This window comes from Actinoplanes nipponensis, from assembly GCF_016862275.1.
Lineage (GTDB): Bacteria > Actinomycetota > Actinomycetes > Mycobacteriales > Micromonosporaceae > Actinoplanes > Actinoplanes nipponensis.
Map to the genome: position 1 here is coordinate 146,134 of NZ_BOMQ01000011.1, position 25,009 is coordinate 171,142.

The following is a 25,009-nucleotide window of genomic DNA, read 5'->3' on the forward strand; positions in this document are numbered from 1 at the left end:
CGGTCAACCCTACCGTCGGCGACACCCGAGACGTGACCGCTGATACACGACACTTGTCATACGAAATCTAAGTCGCATATTGTGCGTCGCATGAACTTGGGTGTGGCGAAGTGGTGACCGCCGCGGGGCCGGCGGTGGCGGTGGCGGTGGTGCTCGGCGGCGTCCTCGTGGCTCTGGTCCTCGGGGCCTCCCGGCCGCGCCCGGCGGCCCGGGCCGGATGGCTCGCGGCCGCGGTCGCGTTCGGGGTGGCCGCGGCGTCGGCCGTCGCGGTGTGGCAGCACGGGCCGGCGCCCACCGGCGGCCCCCTGGTGGCCGACCGCATCTCGGTCAGCCTGCTGATGCTGGTCTGCGGGGTCAGCGCCGTCGTGCAGGCGTTCGCGGTCCGGTACCTGACCGGGGATCCGCGGCAGCGGTGGTTCGTCGCCTGGGCCGGCGTGCTGACGGCCGGCTCGGCGGTCCTGGTGACCGCCTCGACCCTGCTGGTGCTCGCGGCGGCGTGGACGGTGGCGGGCGTGGCGCTCGTGCAGCTGCTGAACACGTATCCGGCGATGCCGGCCGCCCGCGACGGCGTTCGGCGGGCGGCGCGGGCCTTCGCCGTGGGTGACCTGGCCCTGTGGGCGGCCGTGGCGATCGCCGTGGTCCGCTGGGGCGAGCTCGACCTCCGCCTTCTGGCCGCGGGCCCGGCCGCCGGCGATCCCGCGCTGCCGGTGGTGGCCGTCCTGATCGTCGTGGCGGCCCTGTCGCGTTCGGCCCAGGTGCCGCTGCACCGCTGGCTGCCGGCCTCGCTGGCGGCGCCGACGCCCGTGTCGGCGCTGCTGCACGCCGGCGTGGTCAACGCCGGCGGGGTCCTGCTGGTCCGCCTCAACCCCGTGGTCGGGCTGTCCGCGGCGGCGATGTGGCTGGCCGTGGCGGCCGGCGCGGTCACCGCCGTGTACGGCACGACCGTGATGCTGACCAAGCCGGACGTCAAGGGCGCCCTGGCCTGGTCCACGACCGGCCAGATGGGATTCATGATCATGACCTGTGGGCTGGGGCTGCCGGCCGTGGCGATGCTGCACCTGGTCGGGCACGGCCTGTACAAGGCGACGCTGTTCCTCGGCTCCGGCTCGGTCGTGCGCCGCGGGTTGCGTCATGCCGCTGCTCCGCCAGCGCCGCCGCTGAGTGTCGCCCGGCGGGCCGGCGCGGTCGTCGTCGCGGCGGCTCTCCCCGCGGTGATCCTGGCCGCGGCCTCCGCGGTACGGCCCGTCGCGGCGTCGCTGGTGGTGTTCGTCTGGGCCACCGCCGCCGCAGCCACGTACGGCCTGCTGCGGCGCGGGCCGACCCCGCGTGCGGTCGCGGCCGCCTCGGTGGCAGTCGCGGTGGCGTTGCCGGCGTACCTGGTGGGCGCCGCCGCCGCCCACACGGCCTGGACACCAGCCGGCGCGATCGGCGGACCCGCGGGGTCGGCGTGGGCGGTGGTCGCGGTCCTCGGTGCCCTGCTGGGGGTGGCGGCGGTGCGCTCCGGGCGGTGGCCGGACGCCGCCCGCACCCTCTACGCCTGGGCCATGAGCGCCTCGCACGTCGGGCCGCAGGCCCGGCGGCGCGGCCGCGGCCCGGTCCCCGCGGCTGACCTGTCCGGCTCCTTCGCCTGGGGAGTGCAGTCATGACCGCGACGACGTCCCGAACCGCCTTCCGGAGCATGGCCACGCTCGCCGGCCGGATCCTGCCGGTCCACCACCCGGTGTCGGCCTTCATCGCGGTCAACCCGCTGGGCGGCTTCGAGGACCGGCCCTTCGCGCGGGCCGTGGCCGACGCCGGGTCCTGGTACGGCACCGCCGGCACCCTGCCCGAATCGCGGTTCCGCGCCGCCCACGCGGCCGGGCGCATCACCGCCGACGACGTGCGGGAGGCGCTGAACACGGTGCTGCCCGACCTGCCCGTGCGGGACGCGCTGCTCCTCGGCGGACGGTCCGTACCGGTCATCGCGGTCCTCGCGGCGGACCTCACGCACGCCCCGGCGCCGGCCGGGCGGTCGCGCCGGGCGACGACCCGGTCCGAGGTACGGGCGCCGGCCGTCGCCGAGACGATCGACGCGGCCATGAGCAAGTGGTGTGCGGCCTTCACCGGCGATCAGCCCGGCTGGCCCATGCCCGGCCGCGACCGCGGCTTCTACGCGGCCTGGCGGGAGCTGGCCGTCCGCGACACCTCCCTGCCCCGGGCGGCCCGGGCCGGTCTGCGGTCGCTGCCGGAGACCGCCGACGCGGCCGCGTGGAGCTCGCTGAGCCGGCTCGACGTCGCCGCCGACGATCACCTCGACTACCTGCGCGCGCATCTGACCCGCCAGCCCGGCTGGGCGGCCTACGCCCGCTGGTGTGGCGAGCGTCCGGTCGGGGCGCGCACCGGCTTCGACCTGGTCGAGCTGCTGGCCGTACGGCTCAGCTACGAAGCGGTCCTGCTCGACGCGGCCGGAACGCGCGGGCCGCAACCACCGCAACCACCACCGGCGCCCCCCGCACCGTCGGCCCGGCAGCGGGCGGCCCTGGTCGCCGCCGCGCTCGGTGTCACCGCGGCGGACCACGAACTGGACGCCGTGGCGACGGTGCTGGCGGCGGTGCCCGCCGAACGCCGCCTGCTGATCTGGCAGGAGGCCTACGAACTGCACTATCGGCGGGCCCTGCTGCGGGACCTGACCACCAACGACCCGGCCACCAAGGACCCGGCCGACCCGCCGCCGGACGCCCAGGTGGTGTGCTGCATCGACGTGCGCTCCGAGGGACTACGCCGCCATCTCGAGTCCCTGGGCGCCTACGAGACGTACGGCTTCGCCGGCTTCTTCGCCGTCGCGATGCGTTTCCGGGATCTCGCCGGCGGCGCGCCGTCCGACCTGTGCCCGGCGCTGGTCGAGCCGGGCCTGCGGGTCGCCGAGGTGCCGGCCGCCGGCGCCGCCGGTCCGGCCGGCCGGCACGTGCGCGGCCTGGGCGGGCTGGCCCGGGGCGAGGACGCCTTCCACGCCGCCAAGGACGCCACGGTGAGCCCGTTCGTGCTGGCCGAGTCGGCCGGCTGGGCGGCCGGGCCGCTGGCCGTGATCAAGACCGCGCTGCCGGGGACCGCGGCCGCGCTGCGCCGCCGGCTGCGCCGGGCGATCGCGCCCGACGCGCCGACCGAGCTGGACGTCAACCGCGTGGTCCCGCCGGCCGAGCGGCTGCTGTACGCCCACGCCGCGCTGACCACGATGGGCCTCACCCGCTTCGCCCGGCTGGTGGTGCTGTGCGCGCACGGCAGCAGCACCGAGAACAACCCCTACCAGGCGTCGCTCGACTGCGGCGCCTGCGGCGGGCACCGCGGTGGCCCCAACGCGCGGGCCCTGGCCGCCGTCCTCAACGATCCGGCGGTCCGCGACCAGCTCGCCGGCCGGGGGATCCGGATCCCGGCGGAGACCTGGTTCGCCGCCGCCGAACACGACACCAGCACCGACCGGGTCCGCGTCCTCGACCGGCACCAGGTGCCCGCCTCGCACCGCGGCGTCGTGGCCCGCCTGCACGCCGACCTGGACCGGGCCGGCGCGGCCCTGACGGCGCAGCGCTGCGCCGACCTGCCGGCCGCGCCGCGCCGGCCGGCGGCCCGCCGCGCGCGCACCCACGTCGCCCGCCGCGCGGCGGACTGGGCGCAGGTCTACCCCGAGTGGGGGCTGGCCGGCAACGCCGCGTTCATCGTCGGGCCGCGCCGGCTCACCGCCGGGCTCGACCTCGGCCGGCGCGCGTTCCTGCACAGCTACGACGCGACCGTCGACCCCGACGGCGCGGCGCTGGAGACCATCCTGACGGCCCCGCTCGTGGTCGCCCAGTGGATCAACTGCCAGTACTACTTCTCCGCCGTCGCGCCGCAGGTGTTCGGGGCCGGGACGAAGACCGTGCACAACGCGGTCGGCGGCCTCGGGGTCCTCTCCGGGCACACCGGCGACCTGCGGCTGGGCCTGCCCTGGCAGTCCGTCGCCGTGGGGAACCGGCTCGTGCACGAGCCCATGCGGCTGCTGGCCGTCGTCGAGGCCCCGCTCGCGCGCATCGACGCCGTGGTGGACCGCAACCCGGTGCTGCAGCGGTTGTTCGGCCACGACTGGGTGGCGCTCACCGCCCGGGAGCACCCGGGACAACCCTGGCAGCGCTGGACCCGTGAGAGCTGGAAGGCCGGGGACCCGGCGCCCGTACCCGCCGCTGTGAAGGAGTGATGGTGGACCGATCGGATCTGACCCGGATGACCAAGGTGGAGGTCGTCGTCACCGGCGCCGACGCCCCGGCGGTGCGGGACCTGTTCCGCGACGCCGGCGCGACCGGCTGGACCAGCGTCTCCGGCGTCTCCGGCCTGGGCCATCACGGCGAGCATCAGGGGCGCCTGCTGTTCAACCAGCAGGCCACCCTCGAAATGATCATCACCGTGGTGCCCGACGACCGGGTCGACGCCCTGCTGGCCGGCCTGCGACCGCTGCTGGCCGCCACCTCGGGCGTGATGTTCGTGTCCGACACGTGGGTCAGCCGGCCCGGCTACTTCACCTGAGCGGGGTGGACGCCGTGTCACCCCATCCGGTCCTCGCGCAGTACCGGCTCGTCCGCCACGCCGACGGCGGCTGGAGCCTGATCCGGGCCGGCGTGCCCCGCTGCGCCTGGACCGGCCCGTGGCCGCCCGCCGCGATCCTGCGCATCGCGTCGCAGGCCGTACGCTCCGAGACCGGCTGCCGGACGGGGTGGCGCCGCGTCGGCTTCGGCGGGGAAGCGGTGCACTACCGGCCGTTCACCCCGTCCGCCGACGGCCACCCCGAACGCCGGGCCCGGCGACCGGCCCGGCGTCCGGGCCCGCGGCGATCCCGGCCCCCGGGCTGACCCCTTGCCCGCAGGCACGCACGCCGGGCGGCTACCGTCGACCGGCCAGGGCGTCGCGGACGTGGCCGGCGATGCGGGCGGCGAGGTCGTGAGGCGGTGCAGCCATCCGGTTGTGCGTGAAGGCGATCGCGAGGTCGCCGGCCGGATCCGCGCAGGCGAAGCTCCCGCCGCTGCCCTTGCTGCCGAAGGCGCCGGGGCGTCCGCCGAACTCGGCGAGCCCGCGGAAATAGCCCAGGCACTTCGGGATCGCGGCGCCCAGGACGAGGTCGACCTCGGCGGTGGCGACGGCGGTGAGCGCCGCGAGACGCTCCGCCGGGACCAACCGGACGCCGTCGACGTCCCGCGTCAGCGCCGCGTACAGCCGGGCTGCGGCATGGGCCGTCATCGTGGCGGCGCACGGCACATCGGCGGAGAGGTAGTCGGGTCGGTTGCCGAGGGCCGCGCCCGCCTGCAGAGCGGGGGGAGCGGCCCGGAAGAACAACGAGTCCGGGTGCCGTGCCGCCAGGGCGTCCGGCCAGGTGCCGTCCTCCAGCCGGGCCAGCCGGTCGTGGTACGCCGCGGGAACCCCGAAGAACAGCTCGTCCGCGATACCCAGCGGCTCCGCGACGTCCTCGCGCAGCACCTCGGCGATGGACCGGCCGGTGGTTCGCCGCACCACCTCGCCGAGGATGTACCCGAAGGTCAGGGCGTGGTATCCGGTCGCGGTGCCGGGCTCCCACAGCAGGGGCAGCGCCGCGACCCGGGCGCACATGCCGTCCCAGTCGGCCAGGTCGGCGACGGTGAGCCCGTCCGGCGCCTGGGGCACGCCGGCGCTGTGGGTCAGGACGTGCGCGACGGTGACCCGATGCTTGCCCTCGGCGGCGAACTCGGGCCAGTAGTCGGCGACCGGCGCGCCGTAGTCCAGCAATTTCCGTTCGGCCAGCACGTGGATCACTGTGGCGGACAGGCCCTTGCCCGTCGACCAGCTGTGGAACAAGGTGCGGTGGTCAACCGGACGGCCGGTGGACGGGTCGGCCGTCCCCGCGGCCGCGTCCACCACCGGCCGGCCCCGTACGTACGCGGCGACCTGCAGACCCGTCTCCTGTCCGCTGTCCACGAGGTCGTCGAGATACCGCTGCACCCGCTCCTGCGCGCCCACTGGACGTCCCTTCCCGCCGCTGTCGTGGCCGAGATCGGCCCGGGGCGAGTCTCGCGAGTCCCGGCTGTGGCCGCGCTGAGGGCAACTCAGGCCGCTGTCAGTCGCGCGTCAGGGGCTGCACCGTCGTGAAGGCGGCGCTGAGCATGCCGGCCGTCGTCTGCACCTGGTAACGGCTGCGCCCGCGCTTGACGATCGTGCCGGCCAGCCCGGCGTACCGTCCGCCGCCGGTCAGCCGTACCCGGTCACCCACCCCCAGCCGGACCGGCGCCGCGGTCTCGGGTGTGCGGATGCGGGCCAGTTCGGCCTCGTAGCGGGGGTGCATCGGGGCCGGGCGCCCCCGGAAGGTCCAGCTGTACAGCGCGTCGGGATCGAAGGTCGCGGAGCAGCCGGGACACGACCGCACCCGGATCGGGCGGCGATGGGCCGTGGTCCGGTGGCCCGCCGCGCAGACCCCCTCCCAGGCCCCGTCGACCCTGGGCGCGTCGGCCGGCATGCACCGCTGCCCGGAGCAGCCGATGCGCCGCGCGATCGTCCGCCACACCCGGTCGTGGCCGTGCCGGGGACCGGCCATAGCGTGCGCGATCTCGTGCAGCACCGTCTCCGTGACCTGCTCGGCGGAGTACAGGCTCATCAGGTGCCGCGACAGGCCGATCTCCCTGCGGTCCGAGCGGCACACCCCGGCCCGGGTCCGGGCGTTGTCGAACACCAGCCGCCAGCCGGCGAGTCCGTGCCGGTCCAGCAGCTCCGTGGCGAGCTTCCGCACCTCCGCGTGGTTCAACCCCGATGCTCCTCGTCGTGCGGGCCGTCGCGCCGAGCGGGCGCCGATGTGCCACCCATGGTGCCGGACCGCCTCACGGGCGTCCCGGCCGGACCAGGCCGGTCTCGTACGCGATGACGACCAGCTGGGCCCGCTCGTGGGCGCCGAGTTTGGTCATGGTGCGGTTGACGTGGGTCTTGACGGTGTGCGGGCTGACGGTGAGGTGCCGGGCGATGTCGTCGTTGCCGAGTCCGGCGCCGACCAGGGTGAGGATCTCGCGCTCCCGTTCGGTGAGCACCTCGAGCCGGCCCGGGCTGGTGTCGAGGCCGTGGTCCGGGCGGGCCAGGTAGCGGCTGATCAGGCTGCGGGTGGCCGCCGGGCTGAGCAGCGCGTCGCCGCGGTGCACGATGCGGATCGCGTCGATCAGGTCGCCCGGTTCGGCGCTCTTGCCCAGGAAGCCGCTCGCGCCGCTGCGGAGCGCCTCGAAGACGTACTCGTCGATCTCGAACGTGGTGAGGATGAGGACCTTCACGGCCGCCAGGTCCGCGTCGGCGGTGATCCGGCGGGTGGCGGCCAGGCCGTCGAGCCCGGGCATGCGGATGTCCATCAGCACGACGTCGGCCCCCGTGGCCCGGGTCCGCTCGATCGCCTCGTGGCCGGTGCCGGCCCGGCCGACGACGTGCAGGTCCGGCGCGGAGTCGATGAGCGTGGCGAAGCTGGCGCACAGCAGCGGCTGGTCGTCGGCGATGACCACGCGGATGGGCGCGGTCACGGCGCGGCCGGGATGACCGCGGTGACGCGGAAGCCGCCGGTGGGGCGGGGACCGGCGAGCAGGGTGCCGCCCAGGGCGGTGACCCGCTCCCGCATGCCCGCGATGCCGTGCCCGGGCCGGTACGCGTCGCCGGCCGGCCCGGCCGGTGGGCCGTCGTTGTCGACGATGACGGTCAGCGCGTCGCCGTCGTGGTGCAGCGTCACGGCGACCCGGGCCGATCCGGCGTGCTTGCGGGCATTCGTCAGCGCCTCCTGGATGACGCGGTAGGCGGTGTGGTCGGCCGCCCAGGACAGGGCCGCCGGCCGGTCGACGTGGGCGGTGATCCGCAGACCGGCCCGCCGGAAGGTGTCGAGCAGGTCGTCCAGGGTGGTCAGGCCGGCGCCCGGCTGCAGGGGCGCCGCGTCGCCGGGCCGGCGGAGCAGGCCGACGGAGTCGCGGAGCTCGTCGAGGGCGGCCCGGCTGCTCTGCCGGATCTGCGCGAGGGTCTCGCGGACCGGCTCCGGTGCGCCGGTCAGGAGGTGACCGGTGACGCCGGCCTGGACGTTGATCAGGGCGAGATGGTGGCCGACGCTGTCGTGCAGCTCGCGCGCGATCCGCAGGCGCTCCTCGGTGAGGCGGCGACGGCTGTCGGCGTCGCGGTCGCGTTCGGCGTCCTCGGCCCGGCGTACCACCTCGGCGAGGTAGGCGCGGCGGTGCCGGGACGCGGTGCCGGCGGCGACGGCCAGGCCGCCCAGCGCGGCGAGGGCGAGGTTCTCCGGGCCCAGCCGCCGGGCCGGTATCCCCACGGTGTGCAGCGCGCCGACCGCGGCCACGACCAGGCCGCTGACCAGCAGGGCCCGGCGGCGGTCGGAGAGGTCGGCCACGGTGTAGAGGGCGAACAGCGGGGCGGCCAGGATCAGGGTGCCGCCCCGGCCGTGGTTGCCGGCCAGGTGCGCCTCGGCGGCGATCGTCGACACGACGAGCACCGCGTACGGCCACCGGCGCCGCAGCAGCAGGATCCCGCAGGCGAGCGCCGCCCAGGCCGACGGGACGCCGTCGGGCAGCTGATCCGGCGCCGCCGTGGTGAGCAGGGTGACCAGCAGGATCACGAGCGCGACGGCGAGGTCGGCGAGGTGGGGACGGTGCTGGACCGCCTGTTGCAGATGGCCGATGACGCGCACGTTGCTCACCGTACGGGCCGCGGCGGGCCGGCCGCGTCGTCCGCGCGGCGCATCCGTGCCGTACCGCGGTCGCGGTACGCGCAGGATCACGCGCCGGGGCGACGCCGTCCCGGCCGGGCCGGGGCCACAGTGAGGCCCTGATCCGAACGAAGGGGAAGACGATGGTTGACGTGTCCGTCACCGGACTGACGAAACGATTCGGGGCGGTGACCGCGGTGCGCGACGCGGGGTTCACCGTGGCGCCGGGGGTGACCGGCTTCCTCGGCCCGAACGGCGCGGGGAAGACGACGACGCTGCGCATGCTGCTCGGCCTGGTCCGCCCGACCGCCGGCGCCGCGCTCATCGACGGCCGCCCGTACGCCCGGCTGAGCGAGCCGCGGCGGGTCGTCGGCGCGCTGCTGGAGGCGACCGGCTTCCACCCCGGCCGCACCGCCCGGGATCACCTGGCGATCACCGCGCGGCTGGCCGGGCTCCCGGCGTACCGGGTCGGCCAGGTCCTCGACGAGGTGGGCCTGGCCGGCGACGCGCGCCGCCGGGTGGGTGGCTTCTCCCTCGGCATGCGGCAGCGCCTGGGCCTGGCCGGGGCCCTGCTCGGCGACCCGCCGGTGCTGATCCTCGACGAGCCCGGCAACGGCCTGGACCCGGCCGGGATGGCCTGGCTGCGCGGGCTGCTGCGGGACCTGGCGGCCCAGGGCCGCACGGTGATCGTGTCCAGCCATGTCCTGTCCGAGGTGGCGCAGACCGTGGACCGGGTGATCGTGATGCACGAGGGCACGGTCCGCTTCGCCGGCACGCTCGACGAGCTGGCCGAGCCCGGCCCGGCCGGGCTGGAGGCCGCGTTCCTGCGGCTGACCTCCGGCCTCCAGCCGGAAAGGAGCCGGTCGTGACCGCGCTGATCTCCGCCGAGCTGCTGCGGCTGCGCACCACGCGCAGCGTGTGGCTGCTGCTGGGCGCCGCGCAGGTGCTGATCGTCGTGGGCATCAGCGGGGTGATGCTCGACCGGGACGACGCCGGCTCCCCGGCCGTGCAGCAGGCCGCGGTCGCGCACATCGGCCTGGTCTCGCTGTTCACCCTCGTGCTGGGGATCATGGCCGTGGCGGGGGAGTACCGGCACCGCACCATCACGGACACCTACCTGACGGTGCCGCGCCGGGGCCGCGTGGTGGCCGCGAAGCTCGTCGTCTCCACCGGGGCGGGGCTGGTGTTCGGCCTCGTGACGGCGCTGTTCGCGCTGGTCGTCAGCGCGGTGTGGCTGGCCGGCCGCGGCTTCTCGCTGGATGCCGGCGCCGGCGGGCTGTGGCTGACCATCGCCGGCGGGGTGGCCTGGAACGCGGCGTTCGCGGCGCTCGGCGTCGGGGTCGGCGCGCTGATCACCAACCAGATCGGCGCGATCGCCGCCGCGCTGGCGTGGCTGGCCCTGGTCGAGGGCCTGGTCGCGCGGCTGGTCGGCGACGCCGGGCAGTGGCTGCCGTTCGCGCTCGGCTCGGCCCTGGACCGGCTGCCGACCGCGGTCGACGGGCCGCCGCAGTGGCTGGCGGGCCTGGCCCTGACCGGCTACGCCGCCGTGTTCGTGCTCGCCGGCGCGGCCACCACCCTGCGCCGCGACGTCACCTGAGCCGGCGCGAAAACCTGTTGCCCGGCGTCGGCCGGGTGCCCAGGATGACGGCCATGGATCGGTAGGCGACGCACGCGTGAGATGAGGACGGGTTCGAGTCACTCCCCGTCCGTCTCCGGCGTGCCCCGGAAGCCCGCACCGCGTGAGCGGTGCGGGCTTCCTGCACGCGGCGCCGGTGTGGCGTCGCGCCGTTCGCCACCGGATCCAGGAGACGACCTCACCAGCCATGAATACCGACCGGAAAGCACTGTGGGTGGTCCGGGAGCTCGCGCTGCCCACCATCGTCAAGGACTGCCCCTCCTGCCGTGCCCCGCGGCACCACCCCACCGGCAAGTTCCGGGTGAACGCGAACGGCAAGCTCCTCGACGTCTGGATGCTGATCGGCTGCGAGCGGTGCGACCGCACGTCGAAGATCGCTGTCCACGAGCGCGTCCAGGTGCGGGCGATCGCGGGAGACCTGCTGCGGGGATTCGAGAACAACGATCCGGCCCTGGTACGGCGACTGGCCATGGACGCGGGGCTGGCGCGCCGGGCCGCGTACCGGCTCGACTGGGGCGGCGCCTGGGAGCTGGAGACCGACCTGCCGTTCCACGACCTGCGGGGCGGCGAACCGGCATCCCTGGAGGTCGTCGTCCGCTTCGAGCTGCCCGCCCCCATCCGGGTCGAGAAGCTGCTCACGGCCGGGTTCGGCCTGAGCCGTCCGGCCGTCCGGGGCATGGTCGACTCCGGGCGGATCCGCCTGCCCCGGCCCCTCGGGGCGAGGGTCCGCGAGGACTTCACCCTGTTCGTCACCGGGCCGTGAGGGACGGGCCCGCGGCGCCTTCGCGTCGCGGGCCCGCCGCGGGCGGGGCGGTCAGCCGAAGCTGAGGCTGTAGCTGTTCGTGGTGAAGGCGGACTGGCCGGCGGTGCCGGAGATCTCGTAGCCGAACTGGAACTGGCCCAGGGTCACGTCGCCCCACCAGCCGTTGGTGCGCAGCCAGTTCAGCATCGCGAGCACGTTGAGCGTGCCGGCGTTGCTGTTGCCGGTGCGGACGAACGAGTAGACCGCGTTGGCGCCGTTCGAACCGCGGTAGATGTTCCAGGTGGCGCCGCCGACGCTGACGTTCGCGGCGGTCGGGACGGCGCCGTTCGCGTCGTACTTCTCCGCGATCGGGCCCACCGCGCCCTGCTTGTTGGTCCAGATCATGATCTCGTACGCGTTGTTGTTGGCCCAGATGTCGTACGTGGTCTCGTAGTCACCGCCGGCCGGCACCGTCACGTTGTACGAGCTGCTGAGCGAGCTGAGCGAGCTGAGCGTGCGGTTGAGGGTGTAGCTCACGTTCGGGTACGACTTGATGCCGCTGGTGCGCGGGTGGTTGGCCAGCACGCCCCAGTTGCCGGGGGACCTCGCCCAGGTCGTCTGGGTGCCGGCGCCCGAGCCCCAGACGTTGTTGTAGATCGTGTAGCCGTTGCTGGTCCAGTTGTCCCACTGGCCGGAGCCGACCCAGACCGCGTCCGACGGCACGCCGCCGGTCGGCGGGGCGGTCGTCGGCGGCGTGGTCGGCGGCGTGGTCGGGGGTGTCGTCGGGCCGGTGGTCGGGACCACCCCGCCGGTGCACGCGGTTCCGTTCAGGGTGAACGCGGTGGGCGCCGGGTTGCTGCCGGTCCACGAGCCGTTGAAGCCGAACGACACGGTCCCGTTGGTGGCGACCGGGCCGTTGTAGCCGGCGTTCTTGGCGGTGACTGTGGAGCCGCTCTGGGTGAGGGCGGTGTTCCAGGCCTGGGTGACCCGCTGGCCGGCGGAGTAGGACCAGACCAGCGACCAGGCGGTGAGCGGGTCGCCCAGGTTGGTGATCGTGACGTTGGCGCCGAAGCCGCCCGACCACGAGCTGCTCACCGTGTAGGCGACGCGGCAGCCGGCGGCGGCGGATGCGGATGGGGCGGCGAGGACGCCGGCTCCCGCTGTGACGGCCGCGGCGGCGGCCATCGAGAGCGCGATCGTACGCTTTCTCATGTGCTTCCAATCTCCGGGGGAGGGCACCGCACGGGTCATCGAAGCGCTTCGACGGTGGGCTCAGGACGTCGATGGGTATCTATGCGGTATGGGCCGATGCTAGGGCCCGCCGGCCGATTGGGCAACGGCCGTTCCCCGGCCGGCCGCAGTCCCGGCCGGCCACCCCGGACCATCGGCGGATCGGCGGCGCCGGCACCACCGGACATGAGTTACCGTCAATGGGTGATCGAGCTGCTGTGCGAGGCCGGTGACCTGGCCCGGATACGGTTCGCCCGCTCGCCCGTGCAGGAGCTCGTGACCAGCCTGCTCGTCGCGCGGCGACCCGACCGGGCGCGGATGCACCGGCCGTGGGCGCGCTCGGTCCGCCCCGCGGTCGCCGGCCTGCGGCTCGACCTGCTCCGGGCGCTGCTCGACGACCCGCGGTACGTCCCCGACTTCCTGACCCCCTCGCCGGAGCGGATGGACACCCGGTTCACTGACGAGCTGGACCGGCTGCGCGCCACGCCCGAGGCGGTCGTGCGCTCCCACCTGGACCTGCTCGGCGGTGCGGCGCCGCTGCCCGAGGCGCTCCGCCCGCTGTACGAGGACCCGGAGCGTCAGCTGGGCCGGCTGGCCGCCGAGGTGCAGGCCTACTGGACCGCCGCCGTCGCGCCGATCTGGCCCCGGCTGGCCGCGCTGCTCGACGCCGAGGTGGGCCACCGGGCCGACCAGCTGACATCCGGCGGAATCGTACGGCTGCTGGGCAACCTGCATCCGGAGCTGGAGTACGCGCAGGACGCGCTGCGGATCCGGTGGCCCACGTGGCAGTCCCGGGGCCGGCTCGACGGCGCCGGGATGCTGCTGGTGCCCTGCGTGTTCGTCTGGCCCTCGCTGCTGGTCGACACCGACCCGGGCGCGCCGAAGCTGATCTACAGCCCGCGGGGCGTCGGGCAGGTCTGGGACGGCGCCGCCCGCCGCCCGGCGCCACCCCTCGCGGAGCTGCTGGGGCGCAGTCGCGCGACCCTGCTGGCGAAGCTGGACCTGCCGCTGTCCACCACCGAGGTCGCCCGGGAGCTCGGGCAGAGCGCGGCGTCGGTCAGCGAGCACCTGTCGGTCCTGCGCCGCTCCGGCCTGGTGACGGCCCGCCGGGCCGGCCGTTCGGTGCTGTACCAGCGCACGCTGCTCGGCACCGACCTGCTGGGTGGCGCCGGGCCCGCCGACCATTCGGCGAGGACCGAATCGTGGAGCCACAGCCTCGGCTGACCGACCATCTCCTCCACAGGTGTCACGGATTCGTGGAGGTCGAGATGCGAGTGGTGAAGACGATGCTTCTGGCGGCGGCGCTGGTGGCGGTGGCCGCGGTGCCGGCGGCCGCCGCGCCCGGGAGCGGCGGCGGTGGCGGCGGCGGTGGCTGGGAGCCGACCAGCACGCCGCCCTTCGTGATCCCGGCCGGGCAGGTCTGCGCGTTCGAGGTGAAGGGCGACATCGTCGCCGACCGCGAGTGGATGCGCACGCCGGCGACCTTCCCGGACGGCAAGCCGCAGGTGCAGGACTTCCGCGGGGTGCTGGTCATCCGGTACACCAACACCGGCAACGGCCGCTCGGTGGTCCGGGACGCGACCGGCAGCATCCGCGTGTACTCCCTGCCGGACGGCTCGAGGATCCAGCAGCTGCACGGCCACAACGCCCTGCCGGTGCGGGCGGCCAACACCGGCTTCCCCGGCGGCGACTACATCACCAGCGGCGACTTCGTGGTGATCGACCGTCCCGGCGGGGTCCGGGAGATCCCGGTCCAGCTCGGCACGATGGAGAACCTCTGCAAGACGCTGGCCTGACCGCGCCACGGGGCCTCCGGCGGGCGCTCGGGGGACCGATAGCATCGTCCCGGAAAGCAGACGATCGCCCAGTCGGAGGTCCCGTGGCACCGGATGACATCTCGCGTCGCGAGGCGGAACGACTTCGCGGGCTGGACGACGCGGCCCGGGTGGCCGGGACGTTCGAGGTCATCGCCGCCCGGGGCGCGCTGTGGGTCTGGGGCGACGAGGACGAGATCCTGTTCACCGAGGACGCCCGGCGCCGCACCCTGCTGCCGATCTGGCCGCACGCGACCGTGGCCCGGCTGGAGAACGAGGGCGAGGTCGATGGCGAGCACGCCATCCGGATCCCGGCCGAGGTGTTCCTGGCCGAGTGGCTGCCGCAGCTGCGGGAGGACGACGCCGACATCGCGATCTTCCCGGTCGAGGAGCGCAGCGCGGCCGTCCTGCCGCTCGCCGAGTTCGGCTCCCGGCTGACGGCCGCCCTGCGGCGCAACGGCGACCGGCCGAGGTGATCTCAGGGCACCAGGTGCTGGGCGCGTAGCCACCGCTCGGTGCCGGCCATGCCCTCGGCGAGGCCGACGGCGGGCCGGTAGCCGAGCAGGCGCCCGGCCTTGTCGATCGAGTAGGTGCCGGTGCGGGTGAAGTACCGCATCGAGGTGGCGTTGATCTCGGTCGTCGCGCCGGCGAGCGCGGCGGCCCCGGCCGCCGCGGCGGCGAGCGCCACCGCGACTCCGGTGGGGGCGCACAGCGGTCCGCGTTTGCCCAGCATGCGGTAGTAGTGGCCGAAGAACTCCCGGCACGGCACGCCGACGCCGCCGGCCAGCGTGAACACCTGGCCGGCGGCCTCGGGGCGCTCGGCCGCCAGCACCAGGCCGTCGACGAGGTCGTCGACGTGGACCGGGCTGAAGATCCCGGCGCCGCGGGCCGGCAGCAGGAACAGGTTCCTCCTGATCAGCTGGACGGGCAGCACCGTCCAGGGCCGCGAGCCCGGCCCGTAGACGTCGCCGGGCCGCACGACGGTGACCTCGACCTGCCCGGCGGCGTGGGCCTGCAGCACCACCTGCTCGCCTGCGATCTTGGTGTCGACGTACGGGTTGCCGTCCGGGCGCACCGGCCGCTCCTCGGTCACCCCGTCGGGGAAGCCGAGGTCGGAGAACGCCCGGATCGAGGACAGGTGCACCAGCCGGGAGACCTTGCCGCGGGCGGCGGCGTCGACCACCCGGCGGGTGCCGGCGACGTTGATCCGCCACTGCTCGCGCAGGCCGACGGCGTTGGAGACCACCGCCGCGGCGTGCACGACCAGGTCGGCCCCGGCGACGGTGTCCTGCCAGGCGCCGTCCTGGCCGATGTCGCCGGCGACCACCCCGGCCGCGGGGTCGGCGTGCAGGTCCACCCCGGTGACCGTGTGGCCGCGCTCGCGCAGCCGCCCGGCCAGGGCCCGTCCGATGAATCCGGCGGCGCCGGTGATGGTGACCCGCATTGTCGCTCCTCGGCTCGGGCTGCTCCGGCCACGCGCCGCCTCATCCCTGGAACAACCGTGCGGCGACGGCCAGCATCGCGTCCATTGTGGCCCCGTGCGAGGCCCCGCAGTCCTGCACCTTCGCGTTCACCGAAGGGCCGACGAACTCATACTCGAAGCCGTCGTTGCATACCGCCGGCGACGCCGGGCCGGTGAGGTCGGGCGCGGTCAGCAGCCGGCGGAGCTCGGCCATGGTGGCGGCCGGCAGCGAGGACCGGACCGGCGGCCGGCCCTGCATCGTCACGACCACCGAGCCGTCGGCCGTGATCGAGGCGCGGTCGTCGACGCCGGCGAAGCCCCCGCGGCGGGTGACGATGAGCGGGAAGACCTTCGCCGCGGCGGCCGTGGTGGTCCCGGTCCCGGAGGGGACGGGCGCGGGGGAGGAGGGTACGGAGGTGGCGGGCGCGGAGCCGGCGGGCGCGGAGCCCGGCGCCGAGACCGGGGGAGGGCTGGACGGCTCAGCGGTGTCGCTGCAACCGGTGGCGCCGCAGACGAGCAGGGCGGCGGCCAGGACTACGAACGTGGGGGGCTGTCGCACCGTGGGTTCCTCATTGTCGTCACTCTGCCATCAGGGGGATCCGGGGTGGCGCGCACGCCACCCCGGATCCGGCGCAATGATCAGCTTCCCGCGGGCGTGTTCCAGCCGAGGACGGCGGTGCCCGAGCCGGCGTAGGACACGACGCGGTACCGGTAGGTGCCCGCCGTGCCGGTGTAGGCGATGGCCTCCCGGGACGTCTCGCCGGTGGAGCGGGCCACGCTGGTCCACCGCCCGCCGACGTTCTTGTCGAGGTACAGGTCGAAGTCGGTGCCGGTGGGTCCGGCCAGGCAGGCGCTGTGGCGGCCGCCGCCGGCGGTGAACGAGTCGGTGACGACGGTCCGGCCGGCGGCCACCGCGCCGCTGTCGTGCGAGGAGAAGCCGGCCTGGCAGTCGCCGGCGGGGGACCCGGTCGGGGTCGCCGTGGGCGTGCCGGACGGGGTGGCCGTCGGGGTGGCGGTCGGCGTCCTGGTGGGCGTCGGGCTGGTGGTCGCCGTGGGCGCGGTGGTCGGGGTGCCCCCGCCGGTGCAGGCGGGCTCGCCGGCGCCGGCCGGGACGCTGACGGCGTTCCAGGCGGCCTTGACGGTGGCGCACTCGGCGCCGTTGCCGAACAGCTGCGCGGCGGCGGCGACCGAGGCCGCCCGGGCCTTGACGTGGGTCCAGCCGCTGGTCTTGCGCATCAGCGTAGCCATGTAGATCTTGCCGGCCTTCTCGATGCCGACGCCCGTCACCGAGCTGTTGTTGCAGGTCGGGCTGGTCGGCTGGCCGTTGGTGGGCCGGGAACCCTCGGCCAGCAGGTAGAACCAGTGGTTCTGCGGGCCGGCGGCGGCGTGCACCTCGGTGGAGGGGATGCTGCTGGAGAAGCAGTTCGGGTCGCCCAGCCGCGACGGGTCGGCCATGTTGCGGATCGGCCCGTTGCCGGTGAGGTTGGCCAGCTCGCCGGTGGTGTAGTCGCCCGGGTCGTTGGGGTTGCGGGCGTAGAACTCGGTCAGCGCGCCGAAGATGTCGCCGGTGGACTCGTTCAGGCCGCCGGCCTCGTTGCCGCCGCTGGAGCCGCCGGGGGTGAACTGGTTGATCGCGTGGCCGAACTCGTGGCCGAGCACGTCGATGCTGTTGAGCAGCCGCCGGTTGTCGGAGGAGTGGCCGATCTCGACGCGCGAGCCGTTCCAGAAGGCGTTGACGTCGGCCAGGCCCTGCCGGATCGGGAAGGCGCGGCCGTTGCCGTCGATGCCGTTGCGGCCCAGCCAGTCCCGCAGCATGTTCCATTCCTGCGCGACCACGTACATGGCGTCCACGCAGCCCGTGACCAGGTCGGTCGAGACGCCGGTGCCCCAGGTGTCGGTCGTGTTGGTGAACGCGGCGCCGTTCTGGCCGCCGCACTGCAGGCCGGGGCGGGCCGGGTCGCTCATGGTGAAGCTGCTGCCCGAGCCCTGCGTGCCGATGGTGACGGTGCCGTAGTACGCGCCCCGGCCGGTGGCGTCGACCACGTCGTCGCGGGTCAGGTCGTCGAGCACCTTGCCGGTGGCGGCGTCCACGAACACGTGCAGGTTGCTGGGCGCCGTACCCTGCTTGGTCCGCTTGGCGCCGCCGACCACGACCTCGTAGGCCAGCACGCCGGCGCCCTGGGCGACCACCTTCAGCGTGGGCTTGCTGGTCGAGCGCACCGTGGTCAGCTGCTTGCGGGCCACCTTCGCCGCGGCGCCGGCCGAGATCTTCGCCGCCGTGCCGACCGTCAGGGCCTGGTCCTGCGCCACGTAGTTGCCGAGCACCGTGCCGGAGGTGTCGGTGACCACCACCGCGTCGCCGCCCTGCACGGGCAGGCCCCGGTAGGTGCGCTCGTACGCCACGTACTGCAGGCCGTTCTGGCTCACGACCTGACGCTTGACCAGCTCGTCGTGGGCGCTCTTGAAGAAGAGCTTCGGCTTCTTGGCCACCAGCGCCGACGCCGAGGTCGTGGCCCGCGAGGCGGCGACGGTCGTCGGCACCGGGGCGGCGGGCCGGGCGCCCGCCGCGGTCCGCGAAGTGGTGGCCGCGTTGCCCTGCGGCATGGTGAGGGCGATGGACCCCGCTACGGTGACGGCCGCTATGCCGGTCGCCAGCGCGACTTTGTGCTTCAAGGGTGCTCCTTGCACGATGACTCGCGGCGCCGATGCCCGGGTCGTGCCCGGTCGTCCCGCCGTCGCGAAGTGAGGGAATCCGCTCGTCTGCCGAGCGCCGCCAGTCTTGGGCGGATAAAAACCGCCGTCAATGTGCTTAAGAAATGCTTAACCCTGGATAAGGCTGCGGCTGAGTGTCTTACGGAGCCCTTTCGGCAAGCTTTATCGCGCCGTCGTTTTCTGTCGACGATGAGTGCCCGCGTCGTCACCAGGACGCATTTTGCGCCGTTATCGCTTCGAGAGCTGTTCTTCCGGCGCCCTTAAGGTTCCGGGGCCGACAATCACAGGTCCGTGGTGGGCGCGCGCCGTCCCCGGCCGCTATGGTCGGCACTTGATCATTCGACCGGCGGTGCTCCTGGCATGAGACGCAGTTACGTTCGCGTCGCCCTCGCGGTGACGACGCTGGTGGCGCTGGCCTTCGTCATCCCGCTGGCGCTGCTCGTGCACACCGCGGCCCAGGACCGGGCGCTGCGCGAGGCGGAGCGGCAGGCCCTCGGCCTGTCGGCCGTGGTGGTGGTCGCCACCGACCGTGACCTCGTGCTGGCCTCGATCATGAGCACGGAGGCCGGCCAGCAGCAACGGCTCGCCGCCCACCTGCCGACCCTGGGCACGGTGGGCACCTCGCGCGTCGACAGCGCCGCCGTCATCCACGTACGCCAGCAGCAGAGCGCCGGCACGGTGGAGGTGGCCGGCGGCCGGGCCTACCTGCGCCCGGTGGCCCTGCCCCAGGGGCTCATCGCGGTCATCGAGGTGTACGTGCCGGCGACCTCGCTGCGGGCGGGCGTCGGCCTCGCCTGGCTGGTGCTGATCGGCGAGGCGATCGTCCTGGTCGGGGTCTCGACGTTGCTGGCCGACCGGCTCGCCGCCCGGGTGGTGCGGGCCAGCCGGGACCTCGCCCGGACCGCCGCCGACCTGGGCGCGGGCCGCCTGCACGCCCGGGTCCGGCCGAGCGGTCCCCGGGAGATCGAGGACGTCGGCGGCGCGCTCAACCTGCTCGCCGACCGCTTCGCCGAGCTGCTGGCCACCGAGCGCGCCCTGGCGGCGAACCTGTCGCACCGGCTCCGCGCCCCGCTGACGGCGCTGCGGCTGAACACCGAGGCGCTGCCGGCCGGCACCGACCGCGAGCGCCAGCTGCGGGTGGTCGACCGGCTGGAGAACGAGATCAACGCCGTGATCGTGGAGGCCGCCCGGCCCCTGGCGGCGCGGCCGCGGCTGCGCTGCGACCTGGGCGCCGTCGTGGCCGACCGGACGACGTTCTGGGGCGCGCTCGCCGAGGACCAGGGCCGGCCGTGGCAGGCCGAGCCCCCGCCCACCGGCATCACCGTCCCGGCCGCCTTCTCGGTGGTCGCCGAGGCGCTGGACGTGCTGCTCGGCAACGTCTTCCACCACACCCCGGAGACGGCCGGCTGCCGGGTGACGGTCGAGCGGGGCGAGGGCTGGGCGGCGGTGGTGGTCGACGACGCCGGCCCCGGCATCGACGACCCCGAGGCGGCCGTGTCCCGCGGCGCCACCGGCGCCGAGTCCACCGGGCTGGGCCTGGACATCGCCCGCCGCCTCGCCGCCGACACCGGTGGCCGGCTCACCCTGGGCCGCGGGGAGCTGGGCGGCGCGCGCGTGATGCTGACCCTGGGGCTGGCCGGCGACGACGCGCCGCCGGCGTCGGCGCGCCCCCGGCTCTGGCAACGGCTGGGCGGTGCCCATGCCCGGCCCTAGCTCAGCCGGCGTCCCCCGGCGCGGACAGCCGGATGCCCACTCCCCGTACGGTGTGCAGGTAGCGCGGCGCCGCGGCCCGCTCGCCCAGCTTGCGGCGCAGCCACGTCACGTGGACGTCGACGGTCTCCAGCGAGCGCGCCTCCGCGCCCCAGACGTCGTCGAGCACCTGCCGCCGGGCGACCACCTTGCCCGGCCGCTGCATCAGGTACGCCAGCAGGTCGAACTCCAGCCGGGCGAGCTGCAGGGGCACGCCGTCGAGCGAGGCGACCCGCGCCTGGGGATCGAGCTCGAGGCCGCCCAGGGTCAGCGTGGCGGCGACGGAGCCGGCCCCGCGGCGCAGCACCGCGGCGATCCGCGCCTCCAGCTGCTCGGCGGAGTACGGCTTCACCACGTAGTCGTCCGCCCCCGCGCGCAGCAGCCGGATCATCTCGCTCTCGGCGCCCCGGGCGGTGGCCACGACGACCGGCACCGCGGATGCGGCCCGGATGCGGCGCAGCACCGTCGCCCCGTCCAGGTCGGGCAGGTTGAGGTCCAGGACCACCACGTCGGGCGGCCAGCTCGCCAGCACCCGGAGCCCGTCGAGCGCGGCCGCGCACAGCCGCACGACGTGCCCGCTCATCGACAGCAACACCTCGACGGCGTCGCGGATGTCCGGGTCGTCCTCGATCACCAGCACGCGGGCCATGGTCACAATCTATCGAGCACCGGAGGCGGGCTGTAGTCATGGGCCAGAGCTGGAGATTCGTCGTCGCGTGGCTGACCGCGGCGGTGGCCGCCGTGACCGTCTCGTGGCTGGGCGTACGGATCGGCATCGCGCCCGCGATCACCGACGAGGCCCCGGTGGCGATCGACGTCAACCGCCGCTACACCGAGGTCCGGTTCGGCCTGGCCGACGTCACGCCCGCGCCCGCGCCGTCCCGCCCGGCGCCCAGCCGCACGTCGGCGCGGCCCACCCGGACGCCGTCCACCCCGGCGACCCGCCGTCCGGCGCCGTCGCGGCCGGCGACGGCCACCCCCTCGCCCAGCCCGTCGCCGTCACCGCCCGACCGCCGCCCGCGGTACCGGGTCAACGCCGAGGGCGGCGACGTGATCGTCGCCTACTCGCCGACCCGGGTCGACGTGATCGACACCGACCCCGTGCCGGGCTACGTGGCCAGCGCGACCCGGCGCAGCAACACGCTGGTCGTCGTGCGGCTCGCCGGTCCCTCGCACGCCTCGGTCGTCACGGTGTACTGGAACGCCGGCCCGGGGGCGCAGATCGTCGAGGAGTTCGGCGGCTGAGCCCGGCTCAGGGCGGCGCGGACGACGACGTCACGGGGGAGCGGCGGCCGGCGGTGATCGCGTGGCCGGCCTTGTGCTCGTACATGGCCGCGTCCGCTTCGGCGATCAACGCGGGAAAGGCCCGGTCGCTGTCCGCCGGTCGCGCCGACGCGCCGATGCTCGCGCCCACCTGCACCGTTCGATCGCCGATCCGGACCGGCCGGGAGACGGCGTCGGCGAGCCGGGCGGCGACGTCCCCGGCCTCGCGGGCGCCGGTGCCGGCGAGCACGACGACGAACTCGTCACCGCCCAGGCGCCCGGCGACGTCACCCGGGCGCAGCTCCGCGGAGAGCCGCCCGGCCACCTCCTGCAGGACCTGGTCCCCGGCGGCGTGTCCCAGGGTGTCGTTGACCGACTTGAAGCCGTTCAGATCGATCAGGAGCACGGCCATCGCCCGGCCGCCGTGCCGCGCCGCTTCCTCCTCCAGGCCGGAGCGGTTGAGCAGGCCGGTCAGATCGTCGTGGCGGACCCGCTCCAACAGGGCGCGACGGGCCGCCTGCAGGTCGTGGAACTGCCGCAGGTACGACGTCGCCTGGGTGCCGGAGATCAGCGCGATCATCAGATGCACGCTGACCGCGAAGGGGACACCGGCGGGACGGGCGGGAACAGCGCCGGCCGTCACGGCGACCACGTAACTGCCCGAGGTGACCAGCCAGACCGTCAACGCCCCGGGCAGTTGGTGCCGGACGGCCGCGGTCAGGATCGGCACGGCCAGGACGGGCCAGGCCACCGTGTCCTGGTAGCCCTCGAGCTGCAGCGCCGACGCGATGATCACCAGCGTGTCGAGCGCCACCTGGGTCGCGCTCAGCCGGCCGAAACCCCGCGCGGCCGGGTTCCTGAAGTTGCGTACCGACAGCGCGGTGGCCAGGATCATCAGGGCGGTGGCCAGCCCGCAGGTCGTCAGCGCGGAGGTCCGCTCGGGCGAGGCCGTGGCGTGCCAGACCCCGGCGGCGTAGACCGTGAGGCTCACGATCCCGACGCCGCGTGCGGCCATGGCGCCGCCCTCGATGGCGCGCCGGCGGCGCCGCAGCGCCGCGTCGACCACCGCTCTTTCCGAACTCAAGGTGATCTCCTGCCCCGCCCTGCCCACCGGTCCACGACCCGATCGACGGCCGGCCGCCGGACCTGAGCACACTGCGGGGAATCAGCGGCGGAACTTGTCCGAGACCGTGCGCAGTTGCTGGGACAGCTGGGACAGCTCCACGGCGGCCGCCTCGGTCTGGGTGGCGGCCTCGTGGGTCAGGGTCGTGGTGCCCGCCACCCGGGCGATCGAGTCGGACACCCCCGTCGCCGACGTCACCGCCGAGGCGATGCTGTCCACGATCTGGTGGGTCGAGCCGGTCTGGGCCTCCACCGCGGTGGAGATCGAGCGCTGCAGCTCGTCGATCCGGCCGATCACCGCGCTGATCCGGGTGATCGCCTCGAACGCCTGCGCGGTGTCGCTCTGCATGGCCGTCACCTTGGCCGCGATGTCGCCGGTGGCGGCGGCCGTCTCCCGCGACAGGTCCTTGACCTCGCCGGCCACCACGGCGAAGCCCTTGCCCTGCTCCCCGGCCCGGGCGGCCTCGATGGTGGCGTTCAGCGCCAGCAGGTTGGTCTGTTCCGCGATGGCCGTGATGATGCTGACCACCGCCGAGACCTCCTCGCTCGAGCTGCGGAGGCGGTCGATGGTGCGGTTGGTGGTGGCGGCCAGCCCCACCGCCTCCTTGGCCACCGTGTCGGCCTCGGTCACGGCCGAGGTGATGTCCTGGATCGAGCTCTCCAGCCCCCGGGCCGCCGTCGTGGTCCGGTCGACGCTGGAGGTCACCATGGCGATGTCGGCGTTGGCCGCGGCCGCCTCCGCCGATGCCGTCGCCGCGCCCTGGGCCAGCTGCCGGCTGGTCGCGGTCAGCTCCTCCGACGCCGCGGCCACCGAGCCGGCGTTGCCGCCGATGTCGAGCAGCGCCGCCCGCAGGGAGCCGACGATCGCGTTCAGGCTGGCGCCGAGCTGGGCCAGCTCGTCGCTGCCGGGCAGCGACGCGTCGACGGTCAGGTCGTAGGCCACCACGGAGCGCGCCGCGGCCAGGCAGTGGTCCATCCGGCGGGCGATCCGGCGGGCCAGCAGCAGGGCCGCGCCGCCCAGCACCAGGGCCGCCAGCACGCCGGTGACCAGGGTGAGCAGCTTCGCCCGGGTGGCGACGGCGTGCGCCTCGTCGTAGGACTCCCGGACCCGCTGCGTGATGGCGGCCTTGAGCGCGTCCAGCGCCTGGGCCGTCTTGGCGTCGACCGCGTCGTAGGCCGGCCGCGCCGCCAGCGCCCCGGCCCGGGTCGGGTCCGACGCGACCCGGCTGGCCAGCGTCACCATCCGCTGGCCGGAGGCGATCAGCTGGTCCAGCACCGGCAGGGCCGCGTCGGCCTGGGGCCGCAGCTGCGGGACGTAACGGATCACGTCGTCGATGCCGGCCCGGGCCTGCGCCACGTTGTCGCCGAGGCGGTCGAGGACGGTCTGGCGTTCGGTGGCGTTGTTGGTGACCAGGGCGGCCAGCACGTTGCCCCGGAACAGCGCCCGGGCCAGGTCGGCGGACTGCACCGCCTGCAGGGCCGCGGCGGAGTTCCGGGCGATCGCCTGCTGGCCGGCGCTGGCCGAGGTGCCGCGGTACCCGATCGCCCCGGCCGCGATGACCAGCACGAATCCGGCCACCGCGAGGCCGGCGATCTGGCGCCGAATGGTGAACGTCACGGGCCCTCCCTCACCGCAGGCTATCCAGAAAGTTCGGTGGAAAGCGCCGTTTTCCGGCTCAGTCGTACCGTCCGGACGCCGAACAGGGCGGTAAGCGTCCCGGGAGGTTCTGATGAGGCTCGTTCCGCTGTTGCTCAGCGTCGTGGTGACCCTGGCGGGCGCCGCCGGTTGCGCGGACGACACCGCCGAGGCCGGCCGGCCGGTGGACCGGCTGGCGGAGGCCCGGGCCGCGCTGCCCGAATCGATCAGGCAGGCGGGGGTGCTGATCGCCGGGACCGACCCCACGTTCGAGCCGATGACGTTCATGCAGGGCACCACCTTCGCCGGCCTCGACGTCGGCATCGCCGAGGCCGTCGCCGGCCGGCTGGGGCTCACTGTGCAGTGGCGCAGCGTCGGCTTCGGCGAGCTGCTCGACCAGGTGCAGGGTCACAAGATCGACATTTCGATCTCGTCGATGTTCGATCGCGCCGAACGGCAGAAGAAGGCCGACTTCGTCAACTACCTCAACGCCGGCACGTCGATCGTCGTCCCCAAGGGCACCGGGGACATCGGCGGGATGGCCGGGCTGTGCGGGCGCAAGGTCGCCGCCCAGCCCGACACCGTGTTCGTCGAGATGGCCGAGGCGCAGCGCAAGGAATGCCGCGGAAAGGGCCTGACGGTCGTCCTGTCGGACACCCCCTCCAAGATCGTCAGCGAGGGCCGGGCGCAGGCCGCCCTGAACGACTTCCCGATCGCCGCGCTCGACGTGGAGAAGCTGGCCGGCCTCGAGCTCTCCGGGCCGCAGATCGAGGCGATCCCGTACGGCATCGGCGTCGCCAAGGACCGGGTGGCCCTGACCCACGCCGTCCAGGCGGCGCTGTACTCGATCATCAACGACGGTTCCTACGACGCGCTGCTGGCCAAGTGGAAGGTCAAGGAGGGCGCGCTGCGGACCGGCGCCATCAACGGCGGCGCCTGAGCCGG

24 protein-coding genes are annotated in these 25,009 nt (G+C 74.7%); 13 read left to right on the forward strand and 11 right to left on the reverse strand.

Translation table 11 applies throughout. The features are described 5' to 3' along the window. Positions 1-110: 110 nt before the first annotated feature. From Ani05nite_RS04885 to Ani05nite_RS04900, 4 genes are read left to right on the forward strand one after another with little or no spacing between them, the layout of a single operon-like run. Positions 111-1,646, forward strand: coding sequence for a proton-conducting transporter transmembrane domain-containing protein (locus Ani05nite_RS04885; protein WP_203765515.1), 1,536 nt, complete (start codon positions 111-113; stop codon positions 1,644-1,646). Beyond that, the gene (locus Ani05nite_RS04890; protein WP_203765518.1) at positions 1,643-4,204 is read left to right on the forward strand and encodes a DUF2309 domain-containing protein; all 2,562 of its coding nucleotides are present in this window, start codon (positions 1,643-1,645) and stop codon (positions 4,202-4,204) included. Before Ani05nite_RS04885 ends, Ani05nite_RS04890 begins: the two co-directional genes overlap by 4 nt. Positions 4,205-4,206: 2 nt before the next feature. Next, positions 4,207-4,530: a DUF190 domain-containing protein gene (locus Ani05nite_RS04895; RefSeq protein ID WP_203765519.1), complete on the forward strand. Its 324-nt coding sequence runs from the start codon at positions 4,207-4,209 to the stop codon at positions 4,528-4,530. A gap of 14 nt (positions 4,531-4,544) precedes the next feature. After that, entirely contained in the window at positions 4,545-4,853 is a 309-nt protein-coding gene (locus tag Ani05nite_RS04900; RefSeq protein WP_203765520.1) for a hypothetical protein, read from the forward strand. Between the two features lie 31 nt (positions 4,854-4,884). Here Ani05nite_RS04900 and Ani05nite_RS04905 read toward each other — a convergent pair whose 3' ends face one another. The 4 genes from Ani05nite_RS04905 to Ani05nite_RS04920 all read right to left on the reverse strand — a co-directional run bounded on the left by Ani05nite_RS04905 (position 4,885) and on the right by Ani05nite_RS04920 (position 8,680). Then, entirely contained in the window at positions 4,885-5,991 is a 1,107-nt protein-coding gene (locus Ani05nite_RS04905; protein ID WP_203765523.1) for a serine hydrolase domain-containing protein, read from the reverse strand. Positions 5,992-6,088: 97 nt separating this feature from the next. Beyond that, the gene (locus Ani05nite_RS04910; RefSeq protein ID WP_203765525.1) at positions 6,089-6,769 is read right to left on the reverse strand and encodes a SprT-like domain-containing protein; all 681 of its coding nucleotides are present in this window, start codon (positions 6,767-6,769) and stop codon (positions 6,089-6,091) included. A gap of 73 nt (positions 6,770-6,842) precedes the next feature. Beyond that, positions 6,843-7,520, reverse strand: a complete 678-nt coding sequence (locus Ani05nite_RS04915) for a response regulator transcription factor (protein ID WP_203765527.1) — start codon at positions 7,518-7,520, stop codon at positions 6,843-6,845. Next, positions 7,517-8,680 carry a sensor histidine kinase gene (locus Ani05nite_RS04920; RefSeq protein ID WP_203765529.1) on the reverse strand — a complete coding sequence of 388 codons (1,164 nt, stop codon included), beginning with the start codon at positions 8,678-8,680 and terminating at the stop codon, positions 7,517-7,519. The genes Ani05nite_RS04915 and Ani05nite_RS04920 overlap by 4 nt, the downstream gene beginning before the upstream one ends. Before the next feature lie 161 nt (positions 8,681-8,841). On the opposite strand from Ani05nite_RS04920, the gene Ani05nite_RS04925 reads away from it, so the two are divergent. From Ani05nite_RS04925 to Ani05nite_RS04935, 3 genes are all read left to right on the forward strand, one after another. Beyond that, complete coding sequence (locus Ani05nite_RS04925; protein WP_203765531.1) at positions 8,842-9,567, forward strand: ABC transporter ATP-binding protein; 726 nt, start codon at positions 8,842-8,844, stop codon at positions 9,565-9,567. Next, positions 9,564-10,295, forward strand: coding sequence for an ABC transporter permease (locus Ani05nite_RS04930; protein ID WP_203765536.1), 732 nt, complete (start codon positions 9,564-9,566; stop codon positions 10,293-10,295). The genes Ani05nite_RS04925 and Ani05nite_RS04930 overlap by 4 nt, the downstream gene beginning before the upstream one ends. Positions 10,296-10,521: 226 nt before the next feature. Next, positions 10,522-11,097, forward strand: a complete 576-nt coding sequence (locus Ani05nite_RS04935) for a DUF1062 domain-containing protein (RefSeq protein ID WP_203765538.1) — start codon at positions 10,522-10,524, stop codon at positions 11,095-11,097. Positions 11,098-11,148: 51 nt separating this feature from the next. Here the strand turns inward: Ani05nite_RS04935 and Ani05nite_RS40820 are convergent, their stop codons facing one another. Beyond that, on the reverse strand, positions 11,149-12,288 hold the full coding sequence (locus Ani05nite_RS40820) for a glycoside hydrolase family 12 protein (protein WP_239129294.1): 1,140 nt from the start codon (positions 12,286-12,288) through the stop codon (positions 11,149-11,151). Positions 12,289-12,510: 222 nt separating this feature from the next. On the opposite strand from Ani05nite_RS40820, the gene Ani05nite_RS04950 reads away from it, so the two are divergent. The 3 genes from Ani05nite_RS04950 (at position 12,511) to Ani05nite_RS04960 (ending at position 14,596) form a co-directional block, all read left to right on the forward strand. Continuing rightward, complete coding sequence (locus Ani05nite_RS04950) at positions 12,511-13,530, forward strand: DUF5937 family protein (RefSeq protein WP_203765539.1); 1,020 nt, start codon at positions 12,511-12,513, stop codon at positions 13,528-13,530. Positions 13,531-13,583: 53 nt separating this feature from the next. Continuing rightward, positions 13,584-14,102 carry a hypothetical protein gene (locus Ani05nite_RS04955; RefSeq protein ID WP_203765540.1) on the forward strand — a complete coding sequence of 173 codons (519 nt, stop codon included), beginning with the start codon at positions 13,584-13,586 and terminating at the stop codon, positions 14,100-14,102. Between the two features lie 83 nt (positions 14,103-14,185). Beyond that, positions 14,186-14,596: a DUF2750 domain-containing protein gene (locus Ani05nite_RS04960; RefSeq protein ID WP_203765541.1), complete on the forward strand. Its 411-nt coding sequence runs from the start codon at positions 14,186-14,188 to the stop codon at positions 14,594-14,596. A gap of 2 nt (positions 14,597-14,598) precedes the next feature. Here the strand turns inward: Ani05nite_RS04960 and Ani05nite_RS04965 are convergent, their stop codons facing one another. The 3 genes from Ani05nite_RS04965 to Ani05nite_RS04975 all read right to left on the reverse strand — a co-directional run bounded on the left by Ani05nite_RS04965 (position 14,599) and on the right by Ani05nite_RS04975 (position 18,255). Further along, complete coding sequence (locus tag Ani05nite_RS04965) at positions 14,599-15,564, reverse strand: NAD-dependent epimerase/dehydratase family protein (protein ID WP_203765542.1); 966 nt, start codon at positions 15,562-15,564, stop codon at positions 14,599-14,601. Between the two features lie 40 nt (positions 15,565-15,604). After that, the gene (locus tag Ani05nite_RS04970) at positions 15,605-16,141 is read right to left on the reverse strand and encodes a hypothetical protein (RefSeq protein WP_203765543.1); all 537 of its coding nucleotides are present in this window, start codon (positions 16,139-16,141) and stop codon (positions 15,605-15,607) included. A gap of 80 nt (positions 16,142-16,221) precedes the next feature. After that, a complete protein-coding gene (locus Ani05nite_RS04975; RefSeq protein ID WP_203765545.1) occupies positions 16,222-18,255 on the reverse strand; it encodes a M4 family metallopeptidase in 2,034 nt (677 codons plus the stop codon). Between the two features lie 399 nt (positions 18,256-18,654). Here Ani05nite_RS04975 and Ani05nite_RS04980 point away from each other — a divergent pair, with 399 nt between their 5' ends. Next, positions 18,655-20,007, forward strand: coding sequence for a sensor histidine kinase (locus tag Ani05nite_RS04980; RefSeq protein WP_203765547.1), 1,353 nt, complete (start codon positions 18,655-18,657; stop codon positions 20,005-20,007). A gap of 1 nt (position 20,008) precedes the next feature. Here Ani05nite_RS04980 and Ani05nite_RS04985 read toward each other — a convergent pair whose 3' ends face one another. After that, positions 20,009-20,683 (reverse strand): response regulator transcription factor, encoded by a 675-nt coding sequence (locus Ani05nite_RS04985; protein WP_203765587.1) that lies wholly within the window; start codon positions 20,681-20,683, stop codon positions 20,009-20,011. 47 nt (positions 20,684-20,730) lie between these two features. Here Ani05nite_RS04985 and Ani05nite_RS04990 point away from each other — a divergent pair, with 47 nt between their 5' ends. Continuing rightward, on the forward strand, positions 20,731-21,288 hold the full coding sequence (locus Ani05nite_RS04990) for a hypothetical protein (RefSeq protein ID WP_203765549.1): 558 nt from the start codon (positions 20,731-20,733) through the stop codon (positions 21,286-21,288). 7 nt (positions 21,289-21,295) lie between these two features. Here the strand turns inward: Ani05nite_RS04990 and Ani05nite_RS04995 are convergent, their stop codons facing one another. Both Ani05nite_RS04995 and Ani05nite_RS05000 read right to left on the reverse strand, forming a co-directional pair. Continuing rightward, a complete protein-coding gene (locus Ani05nite_RS04995; protein ID WP_203765551.1) occupies positions 21,296-22,390 on the reverse strand; it encodes a GGDEF domain-containing protein in 1,095 nt (364 codons plus the stop codon). Between the two features lie 81 nt (positions 22,391-22,471). Beyond that, positions 22,472-24,046: a methyl-accepting chemotaxis protein gene (locus Ani05nite_RS05000; RefSeq protein WP_203765553.1), complete on the reverse strand. Its 1,575-nt coding sequence runs from the start codon at positions 24,044-24,046 to the stop codon at positions 22,472-22,474. Positions 24,047-24,158: 112 nt separating this feature from the next. Between Ani05nite_RS05000 and Ani05nite_RS05005 the strand changes: the two genes are divergently transcribed. Then, the gene (locus tag Ani05nite_RS05005; RefSeq protein ID WP_203765555.1) at positions 24,159-25,004 is read left to right on the forward strand and encodes a transporter substrate-binding domain-containing protein; all 846 of its coding nucleotides are present in this window, start codon (positions 24,159-24,161) and stop codon (positions 25,002-25,004) included. Positions 25,005-25,009 lie beyond the last annotated feature (5 nt).